Below are 16,652 nucleotides of genomic sequence, written 5' to 3'. Positions count from 1 at the left end.
GCTGGTTGTGCCCGGTACGCCATGATCTGGCCATGATCGGAAAGGTAGTGCGCGCGGGCCGGGACGACGTTCCGTGGGTGACGTGGACGCTCCTGGGCTGCTGCTGCGCGGCCTTCCTCGTCGGGCCGGCCTCCGGCCTGAACGCCGCCTACGGCACCGGGCCCGGCCTGCTGTCGGCCCAGACCGACTACTTCGCGCGCTGGGGCGTCGTGCCGCAGGAGCTCTGGCAGGCCCCCCTGCGGGGTCTGTCCACCCCGTTCACGGCACTGTTCGTCCACGGCAACTGGCTGCATCTGCTGGGCAACATGCTCTTCCTCTACGTCTTCGGCGCCATGACCGAGGCCCGCATGGGCCGCGCCGCCTTCGCCTGCTGCTACCTCCTCACCGGCTACCTCGCACTGCTGGGCTACGCGGTCGTGCACGCACAGTCCGACCGCACGCTGGTGGGGGCGTCCGGCGCCATCTCCGGCGTGCTGGGGGCGTTCCTCTATCTCTTCCCCAGGGCGCGGGTCACCAGCCTCTTCCCGTTCCTCTTCTTCCTGCCGCTGCGCTTCCCCGCCTGGGCCGTACTGCTGTTCTGGTTCGTGCTGCAGTGGCTGGCGACCGGCACGGAGGCCGGCCAGCCCGGCGTCGCGTATCTGGCCCATGTACTGGGCTTCTGCCTCGGCTTCGCCTGCACCTGGGTCCACCGCACGGCTGCGGCTAGAGTGAAGGGCGCAACCCGGTCCACCGAAGGAGACAAGCCGACGTGATCACTTCGATCGTGCTCATCAAGACCGACGTGGACCGGATCCCGGAGATCGCGGAGAAGATCGCCACGCTGGAGGGCGTGAGCGAGGTCTACTCGGTCACCGGCGCCTACGACCTGATCGCGCTGGTGCGGGTGGCCCGGCACGAGGACCTCGCCGAGGTCATCCCGGGCCGGATCAGCAAGGTGCAGGGCGTGGCCTCGACCGAGACGCACATCGCCTTCCGCACGTACTCCCAGCACGACCTCGAAGCGGCCTTCGCCATCGGCCTCGACAGCTGAGCGGGCCCCACGGTCAGGCCGAGGTGTCGGGGACGCAGCGGCCGCCCTCGGTGCGGTAGAGCCACCGCGCGCCGTTCCGCACCAGCTCCCCGACGGCCCGGACGAACCGCTCGACGTGCTCGTCGGGGGTGCCGGCGCCGAAGCTGACCCGGATCGCGTTGAGCGTGGCCCCCTCGTCGGGCGCCCCGCACGCGCCGGGTTCCGTCCCGTCCTCGCCGCCGAGCAGCGTGCGCACCAGCGGATGGGCGCAGAAGAGGCCGTCGCGGACGCCGATGCCGTACTCGGCGGAGAGCGCGGCGGCGAAGTGCGAGCTGTTCCAGCCGTCCACGACGAAGGACAGCACGCCCACCCGCGGGGCGTCGTCGCCGAAGAGCGAGAGCACCCGCACCCCGGGCACCGCGGCCAGCCCCGTCCGCACCTGCTCCACCAGCTGCCGCTCCCGCTCGACGAGCCGGTCGAAGCCCGCCTCGCCGAGCGCCTTGCAGGCCGAGGCGATCGCGTAGACGCCGATGACGTTGGGCGAGCCCGCCTCGTGGCGGGCCGCGCTCTCGTGCCACTGGACGTCGACGCCGCCGTCGGCGCGCCGGGCGACGCTGCGGCTGGCCCCGCCGCCCGCCAGGTACGGCTCGGCGTCCCGCAGCCAGTCGGCACGGCCGGCCAGGACGCCGGAGCCGAACGGCGCGTAGAGCTTGTGGCCGGAGAAGGCGACCCAGTCGACGTCCAACTCCGCGATGTCGACGGGGTGGTGGGGGGCCAGCTGGGCGGCGTCCAGCACGATGCGGGCCCCGTGCGCGTGCGCGGCCGCCGCCAGCTCCCGCACGGGCCACAGCTCGCCCGTCACGTTGGAGGCGCCCGTCACCACCACCAGCGCCGGGCCGTAGGGGTCGCGGTCGGCCAGGGCCCGCTCCAGCGTCTCGACGGCCTGGGCGGGGGTGCGGGGCGCGTCGAGGCAGGTGACCTCGGCGTCGCTCGCCCTCCCCCAGGGCAGCAGCGCGGCGTGGTGCTCGGTCTCGAAGACGAACACCCGGCAGCCGACGGGCAGTACGGATGCCAGGAGGTTGAGCGAGTCGGTGGTGGAGCGGGTGAAGACCACCTGGTCGCCCTCGCGGCAGCCGAGGAATCCGGCCACCGCCGCCCGGCTGTTCTCGAAGAGATCGGTGGACAGCTGCGAGAGGTACCCGGCGCCGCGGTGCACGCTGCCGTAGTACGGCGCGTAGGCGGCGACGTCGTCCCACACGCGCTGCAGGGCCGGGGCGCTGGCGGCGTAGTCGAGGGCCGCATAGGTCACTTCGCCCCCGGTGACCAGCGGCACCCGGACGTCCCGGCCGAGGACGGGCAGCGGGGCGCAGACGGACTGGTCGGCGGCGAGGGTGGCGACAGGCATGACGAACTCCCGTATGAGGCAGGCGAATTCCACCGCGCGGCCGACGACGGGCCCGGCGCGGGAAGGGGAAGAAGGGTGCGCGGAGAAGGGGCTCTCGGAGCCCTAGCGCATTCGCTGAATCACGGAAGAATCTCCCTCGACAACCAGGATCCCTGGCGAGGGATCCGCGCTTGCCGCAGACGTCGCTGCCTGCGGCCTGGTCATCACCCGGGGCACCCCGCCACGGAAGGAGGGTTGCCGGACAGCAAGCCGGGGCCTGATCGCTGTCACTCGTGACCTTGCCGAGGAGTATGGCACACCTTCGGCGCCGGCGGCCCGGTGAGCGGGCGGAATCCCACCCACCGGACCGTCTCCGCTCAGGCGTTGCTGGCCGAAACCCAGCGTTCGAGGGAGCGCCGGGCCGCGCCGGAGTCGATGGACTCCGCGGCCCGGGCGATGCCGGCGGAGATCTGCTCCGCCAGGGGTGCGTCCGTCGGCGCCAACGCCACCAGCGCCGCCGCCGAGTTGAGCAGCACCGCGTCGCGCACCGGCCCGGTCTCCCCCGCCAGCAGGCGGCGGGCGACGTCGGCGTTGTACGAGGCGTCGGCGCCCCGCAGCGCCTCCACCGGCACCAGGTCGATGCCCACGTCGCGGGGGTCGAAGGGCTCCTCCCGCACCGTGCCGTCGCGGACGATCCACACCCGGGAGGTCGCCGTCGTGGTCAGCTCGTCCAGCCCGTCGTCGCCGCGGAAGACCAGCGCCGAGGAGCCCCGCTCGGCCAGCACGCCGGCCAGGATGGGTGCCATCCGGGGGTCCGCCACGCCCGTCGCCTGGGCGCGCACGCGGGCGGGGTTGGTGAGCGGGCCCAGCACGTTGAACGTGGTGCGGATGCCCAGCTCGCGGCGGGCCGCCGCCACGTGCCGCAGCGCGGGGTGGAACTTCACGGCGAAGCAGAAGGTGATGCCCGCCTCCTCGGCGACCTCCACCACCCGCCGCGGCGTCAGGTCGAGGTTGACGCCGAGCTTCTCCAGGACGTCGGAGGCACCGCTGGCGGACGAGGCGGCGCGGTTGCCGTGCTTGACCACCTTCGCGCCAGTGCCGGCCACGACGATCGAGGACATGGTGGAGATGTTGACGGTCTTGGCACCGTCGCCGCCGGTGCCCACGATGTCCACGCTCGGGCCGGGCACCTCGATGAGATTGGCGTGCTCGTACATCGTCCGGACCAGGCCGGAGATCTCGGCGACCGTCTCGCCCTTGGCCCGCAGAGCCACCACGAAGCCGGCGATCTGCGCGCTCGTCGCCTCGCCGCGCATGATGCTGTCCATGGCCCAGGCGGTGTCGTCGGCGCTGAGGTCCACGCGGTCGAGCAGGGCGTCGAGTACGCCGGGCCAGGAGTGGGCCACCGAGCGCTCGCCGCCTGCCGGGGTCGCAACGTTCATGGTCCACACTCCTGGTGGTCGGTCGTCTCCGTGGGAGCTCTCGGTAGCCCCCGGGTCCCAGCCTATCGACGTCCGGGGACAGCGAAGAGCCCCGTCCAGCGCATGGACGGGGCTCTTGCTGTGGCGATCAGTTCACTGTGATCAGCAGGTGGGAGTCATCAGTGGTGGCCGTGGCCGCTGGTGATCTCCTGGTACTCCTCCGCGGTGGCCTTGGGGATGTGCGTCCCCTCGCCGTAGAAGCCCTTCGAGAGCTTCACGCGGAGCTTCTGGGTGGCGCTGATCTTGCGAGCGACGCCGTTCTCGTCGACCTCGGGCTCCAGCGCGAGCGGCGAGGGCTGCTCGTGGGCCGTGAGGGTGTGCAGCTGCTGCTGCGAGAGCGGCTCGTGGACCTCGACGAACTCACCGTGCGGCAGGCGCTTGATGATGCCCGACTCGCGGCCGTGCAGCACCTTCTCCTTGTCGCGACGCTGGAGACCCATGCAGATCCGGCGGGTGACGACGAAGGCGATGACCGGGCCGACGAAGAACGCGATCCGGACGAACCAGGTGATGGCGTTGATCGACAGGTGGAAGTGGGTGGCCCACAGGTCGTTTCCACCACCGACCAGCAGCACCAGGTACCAGGTCAGCCAGGCCACACCGAACGCGGTGCGGGTCGGGGCGTTGCGCGGGCGGTCCAGCAGGTGGTGCTCACGCTTGTCGCCGGTGACCCAGGACTCGATGAACGGGTACACGGCGATGGCGGCCAGCACCAGCGGGAAGATCATCAGCGGGATGAACACGCCCAGGACGAGCGTGTGACCCGCGAAGTTGATCTCCCAGCCCGGCATCACGCGGATGAGGCCCTCGGAGAAGCCCATGTACCAGTCGGGCTGCGCACCGGTGGACACCTGGTCCGGGCGGTACGGGCCCATGGCCCAGATCGGGTTGATCGTCGCGACGGCCGCGATGGCCGCGATGACACCGAAGACCAGGAAGAAGAAGCCTCCGGCCTTGGCCATGTAGACCGGCAGCAGCGGCATGCCGACCACGTTCTTGTTCGTCCGGCCGGGGCCGGGGAACTGCGTGTGCTTGTGGTAGAAGACCAGGATCAGGTGCGCCACCAGCAGGCCGAGCATCACGCCCGGCAGCAGCAGGACGTGGATCGAGAAGAACCGCGGCACGAAGTCCGAGCCGGGGAACTCGCCACCGAACAGGAACATCGAGATGTAGGTGCCGATGATCGGGATGGAGAGGATCGCACCCTCCATGAACCGGACACCGGTGCCCGAGAGCAGGTCGTCCGGCAGCGAGTAACCGGTGAAACCGGTGAACATGCCGAGGACCAGCAGCAGGAAGCCGAACAGCCAGTTGACCTCACGCGGCTTGCGGAACGCGCCGGTGAAGAACACGCGCATCATGTGCACGAGCATGGCCGCGACGAAGATCAGCGCCGCCCAGTGGTGGATCTGCCGGATGAGCAGACCGCCGCGGACGTCGAAGCTGATGTCGACGGTCGACTTGAACGCCTCGGACATCCGCATGCCCTGCATGGGGACGTACGAGCCGTGGTAGACGACCTCGTTCATGCTGGGGTGGAAGAACAGCGTCAGATACACACCCGTGAGGATGATGATCACGAAGCTGTAGAGGCAGACCTCGCCCAGCATGAAGGACCAGTGGTCCGGGAAGATCTTCCGCATGTTGGCCTTGGCCAGGCTGTAGATGCCCAGCCGGCCGTCGGCCCAGTCGGCGACCCGCTCGCCGGCGGGCGCCTTGCGGCGGTTGTCGTTGTTGCTCATCCGCGCTCCCAGTAGGCAGGACCGACGGGCTCGGCGAAGTCGCCCATGGCCTCAAGGTAGCCCTTGTCGTTGACCTTGATCCGCAGCTGCGGAAGGGCGTGACCGGCCGGGCCGAAGATCACCCGGCCGCCGTCGGCGAGGTCGAAGGTGGACTGGTGGCACGGGCACAGCACGTGGTGCGTCTGCTGCTCGTAGAGGCTGATCGGGCAGCCGACGTGGGTGCAGATCTTGGAGAACGCGACGATGCCGTCGGCCGACCAGTCGAGCTCGCGCTTGTCCTTGATGTTCTCCGGGCGGAGCCGGACGATCATCAGGGCCGCCTTGGCGATCTCCTGCTGGAAGTCGTGGTCCTCCTCCTTCATGCCCTCGGGCATGGCGAAGGTGAGGGAGCCGACCTGGATGTCCTCGGGACGCAGCGGCTGCAGCGTGTTCTGGTTGATCAGCATCTTGCCCTCGGACCAGGCGGTCTTGCGGAGCTTGGTGCCCGGCAGCGGACCGAGGTCGCGGAGCAGCACCACACCGGAGAGCGGCACCAGGGCCAGCGCGCCGAACATGGTGTTGCGGATCAGCTTGCGACGGCCGAACCCGGACTCCTCGGCACCCAGCTTGAAGTCGGCCAGAACCTTGGCCTTGACCTCGGGGGCCGCCTCGATCGGGTGCCGGTCGTCGGCGACCTCGACGTCGGACATCAGGGTGCGGGCCCAGTGGACCGCGCCCGCGCCGATGCAGAACAGGGCCACGCCGAGGGTGAGCCCCAGCGAGAAGTTCAGGGCGCTGATGTGACCGATCGGGAACACGTAGATGTTCTTGTCGACCGGCAGGCTCACGTACGCGGCGATGAAGCCGACCGTGGCCAGCATGGACAGCACGAACAGGAACGCGACCACGCGCTCGGAGCGCTTGGCGGCCCGCTCGTCGATGTCCTGGATGCGCGGCTCGTGCGGCGGCAGCCCCGGGTCCGCGAAGGGGTCGGCTGCGGTGGCTACGACACCTTCGTGCGCGTCGCCCTGCGTGCTGGGCAGGGTCTCTTCTGGAATGTCTTGGCTACTCATGACTTCTTGGCCTTAGCGGTGTGGGCCGCGACCCAGATGGCGACTGCGATCAGCGCACCCAGACCGAAGATCCACGCGAACAGACCCTCGCTGACCGGGCCGAGACCGCCCAGTTCGAGGCCGCCCGGGCTCTTGGTCTTGTCGCTGTTGACCGTGTCGAGGTACGCGATGATGTCCTTCTTGTTCTTCTCCGACATCGTGGTGTCGGGGAAGGAAGGCATGTTCTGCGGGCCGGTCTGCATGGCCTCGTAGATGTGCTTGGGGTTGACGCCCTCAAGCGTGGGGGCGTACTTGCCGTTCGAGAGTGCGCCGCCCTTGCCGGTGAAGTTGTGGCACTGGGCGCAGTTCGTACGGAACAGCTCGCCACCCTTGGCGATGTCGGCACCGTCGGGGCTGTACTGGTTCTTCGTCGGGACCGAGGGGCCCGCGCCGAGAGAGGCGATGTACGCGGCGAGCTGGTCGATCTCGGCCTGCGTGTAGATGGCCTTCTTGCGGGGCGCCTGGGCACCCTGCTGCTGGAGCGGCATGCGGCCGGTGGCGACCTGGAAGTCGACGGCGGCGGCGCCCACGCCGACCAGGCTCGGCCCGTCGGAGGTGCCCTGACCGCCGGTTCCGTGGCAGCTTGCGCAGCCCACGGAGTACAGCTTCTTGCCCTCCTCGATGGCGAGGGACTGGGCGGTGTCATCGGCCTTGGCCGTGTCCGCCGGCGCGAACGCGGCGTACAGCCCCCCAGTTACCGCCAGCGCGAAGAGTAGGACGACGACCGCCGCCAGCGGATGGCGTCGTCGTGCGGAGAGCTTTTTCACGGATTACCCCGGTGTCAGGATCTTCTGCGTCGATGCTGGACTGATGGTCCGGTGCGGGACAGGACCGATTACTTGATCAAGTAGATCGTGGCGAAGAGGCCGATCCAGACCACGTCGACGAAGTGCCAGTAGTAGGACACGACGATGGCGGCGGTCGCCTGGTGGTGGGTGAACCTCTTGGCCGCGTACGTCCTGCCCAGGACCAGCAGGAAGGCGATGAGACCGCCCGTCACGTGCAGGCCGTGGAAGCCGGTGGTCAGGTAGAACACCGAACCGTACGGGTCGGAGGACAGGGAGAGCCCCTCCTCCTTGACCAGATCGGTGTATTCGAAGACCTGGCCGCCGATGAAGATGGCACCCATCACGAACGTGACCACGAACCACATGCGCAGCTTCTTCACGTCGCCGCGCTCGGCGGCGAAGACGCCGAGCTGGCAGGTGAGGGAGGAGAGCACGAGGATCGTGGTGTTGGTGGCCGAGAACGGAAGGTTCAGCGCGGACGCCATTTCCTTCCAGTGCTCGGCTCCGGTCACCGATCGCAGGGTGAAGTACATCGCGAAGAGGGCCGCGAAGAACATCAGCTCGGAACTCAGCCAGATGATGGTTCCGACGCTGGTGAGGTTCGGTCGATTGACCGACGGGTGCGCGTGCCCGGTATCTGTTGCTGTTGCTGTCGCCACGACCGACATTATGTCGGTCGCTTATCTCGCGCTCACTCCGGGGGGTGCCGTTCGGTGTGTCAAGACCGTATGCGCTGCTCGTACGGCCCACGCCGGGCGTCCCCCAAAGGGGGGAAGGGCCGCTTCCGGGGCCTTGCGGGCCTCGCCGAACCCTCCTCCCGGAGGGCCTTCGCGGAGTAGCATCCGCGCACAACGGCCCGACCCACACGCTGTGCTGTCCATGAGCGTCCACAAGCCTGGAGGAACGATGCAGCCGACCGCCACGGTGCTGGTCTACAGCGACAACGCGCACACGCGCGAGCAGGTGCGGCTGGCTTCCGGGAGGCGTCCGGCGGCGGACGTCCCACCCGTCGAGTACCTGGAGTGCGCGACCCTCCCCGCGGTGCTGCGGACGCTGGCGGAGCACCGGGTGGACGTGTGCGTTCTGGACGGCGAGACGGCGCCCGCGGGCGGCATGGGCGTGTGCCGGCAGCTGAAGGACGAGGTGTTCCGCTGCCCGCCGGTGCTGCTGCTCATCGGCCGTCCGCAGGACGCCTGGCTGGCCACCTGGAGCCGCGCGGACGCGGCCGTCACCCATCCGCTGGACCCGGTCGCCTTCGCGGACGCCCTGGCGGGGCTGTTGCGGCAGAAGCTGGGCGTCGACGCCTGACCCCCTACAGCTCGGGCCGCAGCCGGGCCACGTCGGCCGGGCCCGTGCCCTCCCGCTTGCCGGCCACCAGGGCGCTGCCCTCGCGCCACTGCTTCCAGGGCATGTTCCAGTCGCCGAAGCCGTTGTCGAAGGGCGTCATGGTGGCGCCGGCGCTGCCGACGACCTTGACGACGTCGCCGACGCGGACGTTGTCGAAGAACCACTTGGCGTTGGCGGTGCTCATGCCGGTGCAGCCGTGGCTGACGTTGTCCATGCCCTGCGAGCCCTCGGACCAGGGGGCGGCGTGGACGTACTCGCCGCTCCAGGTGACCCGGGTGGCCCAGTAGACCGGCAGGTCGTAGGAGTCCTCGCTGCCCTCTGCGATGCCGATGCTGGTGCCGCGCATCCGTACGAAGGATTCCCGGCCCAGGATCACCTTGACCCCGTTGCGGGTGGCGTAGCCGGGCTTGCCGGTGGTGACGGGGATGGTGCGCAGGGTCTCGCCGTTCTTCATGACCGTCATGTAGTGCCCGGCGGCGTCGGTGACGGCCTCGACGCGGTCGCCGGTGGTCAGCCTGACGGGCTTCGAGGGGCCTCCGTAGAGGCCGCCGCCGACCTTGATGCCGTCGAGGGTGGCGCGCACGTCGATCGTGGCGTGGGCAGGCCAGTACTCGGCCGGACGGTAGTGCAGGGTCCGGTTGTCCACCCAGTGCCAGGCGCCCTGGACCGCGGGCTGGGACTCGACGTGCAGGGTGCGTTCGACGACGGCGCGGGCGACCGGGTCCTGGACGGGCTCGCTGAGCTCGGCGGTGACGGGCTGTCCGACGCCGTAGGTGCCGCTCTGCGGGCCGAAGGCGACCCGCAGCAGCCTGTCGGCCGGATTGGTGTCGAAGCCGATCGTCCGGCGCCCCTGGGCCCCGTCCTCGTCCTCGGTGCTGACGCGCACGGTGTAGTGGGCGCCGGCCGCCAGCGCTCCGGTGCTGTGCCAGCGGGAGCCGTCGGGGGCGAGCTCGCCCTTGACGTACCGTCCGGCGGCGTCGGTGGCGGTCACGTCGGTGATCCGGTCGCCGCCGGAGGCCGTGACCTCCAGGGGCTTGCTCGGGTCCGCCTTCCGGCCGGAGTCGGCGCCGGCCAGCCTGACCTGGTCCGTGGCGTCGTAGGGCTTGTCGGCCAGCGGGTTCGACGAGCCGCCGCAGGCGGCGAACACCGGCGCCAGGGAGACCAGCAGCAGGGCGCAGAGCGGCACCGCTTGGCTTCGAGGTGTGTGACCCATGGTCACACCGTAGGAAGGATCCGGCCGGACGGCTCCCGGGGCGCCTGCAAACGGGTGGGGAACGCACCGGGCCCCGCACACCGTGCGGTGTGCGGGGCCCGGGAAGCGGCGGGGCGGAACCTACTGGTTCTGGTTCTCGCCGCGGTAGAACTCGAACACCCAGCCGAAGAGGCCGACCAGGATGATCGGGGCGGAGAAGTACATGAGCCACCAGCCGAAGCAGATGCTCATGAAGGCGAGGGCGCCACCCACGGCCAGGGACAGCGGCTGCCAGCTGTGCGGGGCGAAGAAGCCCAGCTCACCGGCGTCGTCGGCGACGTCCGCGTTCTTGTCGTCCTGCGCCCCGGCGTCCACCCGGCGCGCGGTGAACGCCAGGTAGTAGCCGACCATGATGCACAGGCCGAAGGCCATGAAGAGGGCGGTCGTACCGGCCGCTTCCTTCGCCCACACGCCATAGACGACCGCCATGGCGAGGATGAAGACGGAGAGCCAGATGAACATCCGGCCTTGGATCTTCACTTGCCGGCCTCCTTGCCACCCGCGAGGGCCTTGTCAGCGGCGAGGTTCTCCTCGATCTCCAGCGCCGCGATCTCCGGGTGGTGCAGGTCGAACGCCGGGGATTCGGAGCGGATGCGCGGCAGGGTGAGGAAGTTGTGCCGCGGCGGCGGGCAGGAGGTCGCCCACTCCAGCGAACGGCCGTAGCCCCACGGGTCGTCGACCTCGACCTTCTTGCCGTACTTGGCCGTCTTCCACACGTTGTACATGAACGGCAGCATCGACAGACCGAGCAGGAACGAGCTGATCGTCGAGATGGTGTTCAGCGTGGTGAAGCCGTCGGCGGCGAGGTAGTCCGCGTAACGACGCGGCATGCCCTCGGCGCCCAGCCAGTGCTGGACCAGGAACGTGCCGTGGAAGCCCACGAACAGCGTCCAGAAGGTGATCTTGCCCAGGCGCTCGTCCAGCATCTTGCCCGTGAACTTCGGCCACCAGAAGTGGAAGCCGGAGAACATCGCGAACACCACGGTGCCGAAGATGACGTAGTGGAAGTGCGCGACCACGAAGTACGAGTCGGAGACGTGGAAGTCCATCGGGGGCGAGGCCAGGATGACGCCGGTCAGACCACCGAAGGTGAAGGTGATCAGGAAGCCGACGGCCCACAGCATCGGGGTCTCGAAGGACAGCGAGCCCTTCCACATGGTGCCGATCCAGTTGAAGAACTTCACACCGGTCGGGACCGCGATGAGGAAGGTCATGAAGGAGAAGAACGGCAGCAGTACACCGCCGGTCACATACATGTGGTGCGCCCACACGGTGACCGAGAGACCCGCGATGGAAATCGTCGCGGCAATCAGGCCCCAGTAACCGAACATCGGCTTCCGGGAGAACACCGGAATGACCTCGGAAATGATGCCGAAGAACGGCAGGGCGATGATGTAGACCTCGGGGTGACCGAAGAACCAGAAGAGGTGCTGCCACAGCAGCGCGCCGCCGTTGGACGCGTCGAATACGTGGGCACCGAATTTACGGTCCGCCTCCAGGGCGAACAGCGCCGCGGCCAGCACCGGGAAGGCCAGCAGGACCAGGACACCGGTCAGCAGGACGTTCCAGGTGAAGATCGGCATGCGGAACATCGTCATGCCCGGGGCGCGCATGCAGATGATCGTGGTGATGAAGTTGACCGAACCGAGGATCGTGCCGAAGCCGGAGAAGGCCAGACCCATGATCCACATGTCGGCGCCGACGCCCGGCGAACGGACCGCGTCCGACAGCGGGGAGTAGGCGAACCAGCCGAAGTCGGCCGCACCCTGCGGGGTGAGGAAGCCGGCCACCGCGATCAGCGAGCCGAAGAGGTAGAGCCAGTAGGCGAACATGTTCAGCCGCGGGAACGCCACGTCGGGCGCGCCGATCTGCAGCGGCATGATCCAGTTCGCGAATCCGGCGAACAGCGGCGTCGCGAACATCAGCAGCATGATCGTGCCGTGCATCGTGAACGCCTGGTTGAACTGCTCGTTCGACATGATCTGCGTGCCGGGACGGGCCAGCTCGGCGCGCATGAGGAGCGCCATCAGGCCGCCGATGCAGAAGAACGCGAACGACGTGACCAGGTAGAGCGTGCCGATCGTCTTGTGGTCAGTGGTGGTGAGCCACTTGATCACCTGATTACCGGGCTGCTTCTGGCGGACGGGTGGTGCTGCCGTGGCTGTTGCGGCGGCGGCACCCTGGGGTTCGTTGAGGATGCTCACTTGTTCTTGGTCTCCGCGTTCTTCGCGTGATCCGTCATCGCGATACCCGCCGGCTGGTAACCGGTCTGGCCCTTGGCCGCCAGCTCCTTCAGGTGCGCCCGGTACCGCTCAGGAGAGACGATCTTGACGTTGAAGAGCATCCGCGAGTGGTCCTGACCGCAGAGCTCGGCGCACTTGCCCAGGTAGGTGCCCTCCTTCTTGGGGGTCACCGTGAAGCTGTTGGTGTGGCCCGGGATGACGTCCTGCTTCATCAGGAACGGCACCACCCAGAAGGAGTGGATGACGTCCCGGGAGGTGAGGACGAACTGCACCGTCTCGCCCTTGGGCAGCCACAGCGTCGGGCCCGGGTTGTTGGTCTGCGGGTTCCGGTCACCCGGGACGCCGACCTCGTAGACACCCTCCGCGCCCTGCGGTGCCTTCTTCAGGAACCGGTCCGGGATCGCGTCGAGCTCCTTGTTCTCACGGAGCGGCTTCGCCGGCGTCGCGGCGTTGCCGTCGACGTTCTCCATGTAGTTGAACGCCCAGCTCCACTGGAAGCCCACCACGTTGACGACGTGCTGCGGCTTGTCCGGGTTGGTCAGGAGCTTGTTCTCATCACGCGCGGTGAAATAGAAGAGCACCGAGACGATGATGATCGGGACCACGGTGTACAGCGCCTCGATGGGCATGTTGTACCGGGTCTGGGTGGGGATCTCCACCTTGGACCTGCTGCGCCGGTGGAAGATGACGCTCCACAGGATCAGGCCCCACACCAGTACGCCCGTGGCGAGCGCAGCCGCCCACGAGCCCTGCCACAAGGAGAGGATCCGCGGCGCCTCTTCCGTGACGGGCGTTGGCATGCCGAGGCGGGGGAAGTCCTTCGATGTGCAACCGGTGGCGGTCGCCAGGACAGCGCCCGCGGCCAGCGCCTGCAGCAGCTTCCGCCGCACCGGGCGCCGCGACGAGCGGTCGGAGCCGTTGGGACTCACGTAGCGCCTTCCCGAGAGTCTCGCCCGTGCGGCCGGCTGCGGCCGTCTCGCTGGTCGGTCGCCGGCCCGCTGCGGGCAGGGGTTTGGATGTTTATGCGGACCAAACCCTACTGGACGCTATTTGGGGTCGCGCGGGGAGGGTGCCCAACGCGCCGGTCCGGTCCCCGAAGGGGTGGAATCTCGGGATCCGGAGGCCGTCTGGGGGACCGTCAGCGGCACGTGCGAGCAGGTCGCAGGGGGTGCGCCCGGCCATCCGGAGGAACCCCGCCGGCCGGCCGTGCACCGCAGTCACGGGCGGCGCGGCGAACGGGGGGCGGTGGCCCCGTCGCTCCCGCGTGCGAGGGAGTTAGCGTTCGTATGTGCCCTACTTCGACGCGGCCTCCGCCGCCCCCCTGCACCCGGTCGCCCGCCAGGCGCTGCTGGCCGCCCTCGACGAGGGGTGGGCCGACCCCGCCCGGCTCTACCGCGAGGGCCGCCGGGCCCGGCTGCTGCTGGACGCCGCCCGCGAGGCCACGGCGGAGGAGGTGGGCTGCCGGCCCGACGAACTCGTCTTCACCCCTTCGGGGACGCGCGCCCTGCACGACGGCATCGCCGGGGCGCTGGCCGGCCGCCGCCGGGTGGGCCGCCATCTGGTGGTCTCCGCGGTGGAGCACTCCGCCGTCCTGCACTCCGCCGCCGCCCTGGAGACGGCGGGCGGCAGCGTCACCGAGGTGCCCGTGGACCGCACGGGCCGGGTCGGGCCGGGTGCGTTCGCCGCGGCGCTGCGGCCCGACACCGCCCTGGCGGCGCTGCAGACCGCCAACCACGAGGTGGGCACGGAGCAGCCGGTCGCCGAGGTGGCCGAGGCGTGCCGGTCGGCGGGCGTCCCGCTGCTGGTGGACGCCGCCCAGTCGCTCGGCTGGGGCCCGGTGCCCGGGGGCTGGTCACTGCTGACCGCGAGCGCGCACAAGTGGGGCGGGCCGGCCGGGGTGGGCCTGCTGGCCGTGCGCAAGGGCGTGCGGTTCGCGGCCCGGGGGCCGGCGGACGAGCGTGAGTCCGGCCGGGCGCCGGGCTTCCCCGACCTGCCCGCGATCGTCGCGGCCGCGGCGTCGCTGCGGGCGGTGCGCGCGGAGGCGGCGGCTGAGGGCGCGCGGCTGCGCGGCCTGGTGGAGCGCCTGCGCGAACGGGTGCCCGCGCTCGTCCCGGACGTCGAGGTGGTCGGCGACCCGGTGCGCCGGCTGCCGCACCTGCTGACGTTCTCCTGTCTGTACGTGGACGGGGAGACGCTGCTGCACGCGCTGGACCGCGAGGGCTTCTCGGTCTCCTCCGGCTCCTCGTGCACCTCCAGCACGCTGAGGCCCAGTCATGTGCTGCAGGCGATGGGCGTGCTCTCGGAGGGCAACGTACGGGTCTCCCTGCCGCTGGGGACGACGGCGGAGGAGGTGGAGGGCTTCCTGGAGGTGCTGCCCCGGGTGGTGGCATCGGTGCGCGAGCACCTGGGCGCCCCGGCGACGGCGCCGGCCGAGGCGCCGGCCGCGGCCGGCGAGGAGGAACTGGTCGTCGACTCGCTGGGCAAGCGCTGCCCGATCCCGGTGATCGAGCTGGCGAAGGTGATCGGGGACGTGCCGGTGGGCGGACTGGTGACGGTCCTGTCGGACGACGAGGCCGCGCGCCTCGACATCCCCGCGTGGTGCGGAATGCGCGACCAGGAGTACGTGGGCGAACGCCCGGCGCCCCCCGGAGTGGCGTACACGGTGCGCCGCCGGATCTGAACCCGCCGGGCCGGACCGGCCCGGGTCCGCCGGGTGCACCCCGGGGCTCCGCCCCGGACCCCGCTCCTCAAGCTCCCCCAGCCACCGCTGGGAGGTGCCCCCGGAGGGGCTGGATCGTACCCGGACGGGCGGGAAGATCCAGCCCGTCCGGGTCGGCGCGCACGGAACCGGGGGCGGGGGCGCACCCCCGGTGGGTCAGGACAGGTGTGCCTGGACCTCTGCGGCGGCCTCGTGGCCGTACGCCTTGGTGAAACGCTCCATGAAGTGGCCGCGGCGCAGTTCGTACTCCTGCGTGCCCAGCGTCTCGATGACCAGCGTCGCCAGCATGCAGCCCACCTGCGCGGCCCGCTCCAGCGTCAGCCCCCACGTCACGCCCGCGAGGAAGCCCGCGCGGAAGGCGTCGCCGACGCCGGTCGGGTCGACCTTGGCCTCCTCCTGCGCGCAGCCGACCTCGATCACCGGCTCGCCGGCGCGCTCGATGCGCACGCCCGCCGGGCCCAGCGTGGTGATGCGGGTGCCGACCTTGGCCAGGATCTCCTCGCCCGTCCAGCCCGTCTTGGACTCGATGAGCGCCTTCTCGTACTCGTTGGTGAAGAGGTAGGCCGCCCCGTCGATCAGGACGCGGATGTCGTCGCCCTCCAGGCGGGCGAGCTGCTGGGAGGGGTCGGCCGCGAAGGGGATGGCGCGGGCGCGGCACTCCTCGGTGTGGCGCAGCATCGCCTCGGGGTCGTCCGCGCCGATCAGCACCAGGTCCAGGCCGCCGACCCGGTCGGCCACGGGCTGCAGCTCGATCTGGCGGGCCTCGCTCATCGCGCCGGTGTAGAAGGACGCGATCTGGTTGTGGTCGGTGTCCGTGGTGCACACGAAGCGGGCGGTGTGCAGGACCTCGGAGATGTGCACGGAGGCGGTGTCGACGCCGTGCCGGTCGAGCCAGGCCCGGTAGTCCGCGAAGTCCGCGCCGGCGGCACCGACCAGGATCGGCTTCAGGCCGAGCAGGCCCATGCCGAAGCAGATGTTGGGGCCCACGCCGCCGCGGCGGACGTCCAGCTCGTCGACGAGGAAGGAGAGGGAGACCGTGTGCAGCTGGTCCGCCACCAGCTGATCGGCGAAGCGGCCGGGGAAGGTCATCAGGTGGTCAGTGGCGATGGAGCCGGTGACAGCGATACGCACGGCGGGTCTGCTCCCTGCGGGGCGGTGGACGGGGGTGATGGGTCAAGGAAGAGCCACACCACGTTACCGGGGCCCGCGCGCAACCCCCGGGCCCGGATCCCCATGATTAGTACGCAAATCTACCTAATAGTAGGTCTTTCACGGCGCGCTCTCCGCTGCGTACGGTGCGGGTATGCCGAAGACTGTGAAGGACGTCACGCCCACCACGGACCCGGAATCACTGGACGAGCTGCGCAGGGACTGCGCCCGCATGGCACCGCACTGGACCCGCACCGCAGGTGAGCCCCGTCCCGCCGGGGCCACGCCGCTCTCGCTCATCCACGGCATCACCGTCCCGGCGGGATCGGCACGGCTCCTGGACGGGATGTCGGAGTACGGCGACTGACGGTCCCGGAAGGCGCCCCGCACGAGACAGTGGAACCGCTCGCTCCTGCGCTCCGTCCAAGCCGCGTCCCCCTCACGGGG

At 70.0% G+C, this 16,652-nt stretch carries 16 protein-coding genes and 1 riboswitch; of the genes, 5 read left to right on the top strand and 11 right to left on the bottom strand.

Features of this window, described 5'->3' with window-relative positions; translation table 11 throughout:
* Positions 1 to 32 precede the first annotated feature (32 nt).
* Positions 33 to 752 (top strand): rhomboid family intramembrane serine protease, encoded by a 720-nt coding sequence (locus tag LE181_RS19855; protein ID WP_225662653.1) that lies wholly within the window; start codon positions 33 to 35, stop codon positions 750 to 752.
* On the top strand, positions 749 to 1,030 hold the full coding sequence (locus tag LE181_RS19850) for an Lrp/AsnC ligand binding domain-containing protein (RefSeq protein WP_190111762.1): 282 nt from the start codon (positions 749 to 751) through the stop codon (positions 1,028 to 1,030). Before LE181_RS19855 ends, LE181_RS19850 begins: the two co-directional genes overlap by 4 nt.
* A gap of 13 nt (positions 1,031 to 1,043) precedes the next feature.
* On the opposite strand, the gene LE181_RS19845 is transcribed toward LE181_RS19850, so the two are convergent.
* The 6 genes from LE181_RS19845 to ctaE form a co-directional block, all read right to left on the bottom strand.
* Positions 1,044 to 2,414, bottom strand: a complete 1,371-nt coding sequence (locus LE181_RS19845) for an aminotransferase class V-fold PLP-dependent enzyme (protein ID WP_225662652.1) — start codon at positions 2,412 to 2,414, stop codon at positions 1,044 to 1,046.
* A gap of 161 nt (positions 2,415 to 2,575) precedes the next feature.
* A riboswitch (SAM riboswitch) is annotated at positions 2,576 to 2,692 on the bottom strand.
* Between the two features lie 78 nt (positions 2,693 to 2,770).
* Positions 2,771 to 3,835, bottom strand: coding sequence for an anthranilate phosphoribosyltransferase (gene trpD / locus LE181_RS19840; RefSeq protein WP_225662651.1), 1,065 nt, complete (start codon positions 3,833 to 3,835; stop codon positions 2,771 to 2,773).
* Between the two features lie 158 nt (positions 3,836 to 3,993).
* Complete coding sequence (gene qcrB, locus LE181_RS19835; protein ID WP_225662650.1) at positions 3,994 to 5,616, bottom strand: cytochrome bc1 complex cytochrome b subunit; 1,623 nt, start codon at positions 5,614 to 5,616, stop codon at positions 3,994 to 3,996.
* Positions 5,613 to 6,668 carry a cytochrome bc1 complex Rieske iron-sulfur subunit gene (gene qcrA / locus LE181_RS19830; RefSeq protein WP_225662649.1) on the bottom strand — a complete coding sequence of 352 codons (1,056 nt, stop codon included), beginning with the start codon at positions 6,666 to 6,668 and terminating at the stop codon, positions 5,613 to 5,615. The genes qcrB and qcrA overlap by 4 nt, the downstream gene beginning before the upstream one ends.
* Positions 6,665 to 7,474, bottom strand: coding sequence for a cytochrome bc1 complex diheme cytochrome c subunit (gene qcrC / locus LE181_RS19825; RefSeq protein WP_225662648.1), 810 nt, complete (start codon positions 7,472 to 7,474; stop codon positions 6,665 to 6,667). Before qcrC ends, qcrA begins: the two co-directional genes overlap by 4 nt.
* A 68-nt stretch (positions 7,475 to 7,542) precedes the next feature.
* Positions 7,543 to 8,163: an aa3-type cytochrome oxidase subunit III gene (ctaE, locus tag LE181_RS19820; protein WP_071963529.1), complete on the bottom strand. Its 621-nt coding sequence runs from the start codon at positions 8,161 to 8,163 to the stop codon at positions 7,543 to 7,545.
* A gap of 238 nt (positions 8,164 to 8,401) precedes the next feature.
* Between ctaE and LE181_RS19815 the strand changes: the two genes are divergently transcribed.
* Positions 8,402 to 8,803: a hypothetical protein gene (locus LE181_RS19815; protein WP_225662673.1), complete on the top strand. Its 402-nt coding sequence runs from the start codon at positions 8,402 to 8,404 to the stop codon at positions 8,801 to 8,803.
* A 4-nt stretch (positions 8,804 to 8,807) separates the two neighbouring features.
* On the opposite strand, the gene LE181_RS19810 is transcribed toward LE181_RS19815, so the two are convergent.
* From LE181_RS19810 to ctaC, 4 genes are all read right to left on the bottom strand, one after another.
* Entirely contained in the window at positions 8,808 to 10,055 is a 1,248-nt protein-coding gene (locus tag LE181_RS19810; protein WP_225662647.1) for a L,D-transpeptidase, read from the bottom strand.
* 120 nt (positions 10,056 to 10,175) lie between these two features.
* On the bottom strand, positions 10,176 to 10,574 hold the full coding sequence (locus LE181_RS19805; protein ID WP_190111770.1) for a cytochrome c oxidase subunit 4: 399 nt from the start codon (positions 10,572 to 10,574) through the stop codon (positions 10,176 to 10,178).
* Positions 10,571 to 12,298 carry an aa3-type cytochrome oxidase subunit I gene (gene ctaD, locus LE181_RS19800; RefSeq protein ID WP_225662646.1) on the bottom strand — a complete coding sequence of 576 codons (1,728 nt, stop codon included), beginning with the start codon at positions 12,296 to 12,298 and terminating at the stop codon, positions 10,571 to 10,573. The genes LE181_RS19805 and ctaD overlap by 4 nt, the downstream gene beginning before the upstream one ends.
* Positions 12,295 to 13,266, bottom strand: a complete 972-nt coding sequence (gene ctaC, locus LE181_RS19795) for an aa3-type cytochrome oxidase subunit II (protein WP_225662645.1) — start codon at positions 13,264 to 13,266, stop codon at positions 12,295 to 12,297. The genes ctaD and ctaC overlap by 4 nt, the downstream gene beginning before the upstream one ends.
* Before the next feature lie 359 nt (positions 13,267 to 13,625).
* Between ctaC and LE181_RS19790 the strand changes: the two genes are divergently transcribed.
* A complete protein-coding gene (locus tag LE181_RS19790; protein ID WP_225662644.1) occupies positions 13,626 to 15,017 on the top strand; it encodes a cysteine desulfurase/sulfurtransferase TusA family protein in 1,392 nt (463 codons plus the stop codon).
* 195 nt (positions 15,018 to 15,212) lie between these two features.
* On the opposite strand, the gene LE181_RS19785 is transcribed toward LE181_RS19790, so the two are convergent.
* Complete coding sequence (locus LE181_RS19785; RefSeq protein WP_225662643.1) at positions 15,213 to 16,187, bottom strand: carbohydrate kinase family protein; 975 nt, start codon at positions 16,185 to 16,187, stop codon at positions 15,213 to 15,215.
* Positions 16,188 to 16,359: 172 nt separating this feature from the next.
* On the opposite strand from LE181_RS19785, the gene LE181_RS19780 reads away from it, so the two are divergent.
* Positions 16,360 to 16,572 carry a hypothetical protein gene (locus tag LE181_RS19780; protein WP_225662642.1) on the top strand — a complete coding sequence of 71 codons (213 nt, stop codon included), beginning with the start codon at positions 16,360 to 16,362 and terminating at the stop codon, positions 16,570 to 16,572.
* Positions 16,573 to 16,652: the final 80 nt, after the last annotated feature.

Source organism: Streptomyces sichuanensis, assembly GCF_020328095.1.
Lineage (GTDB): Bacteria > Actinomycetota > Actinomycetes > Streptomycetales > Streptomycetaceae > Streptomyces > Streptomyces cinnamoneus.
This window is presented reverse-complemented; position numbering and strand designations above follow the sequence as displayed.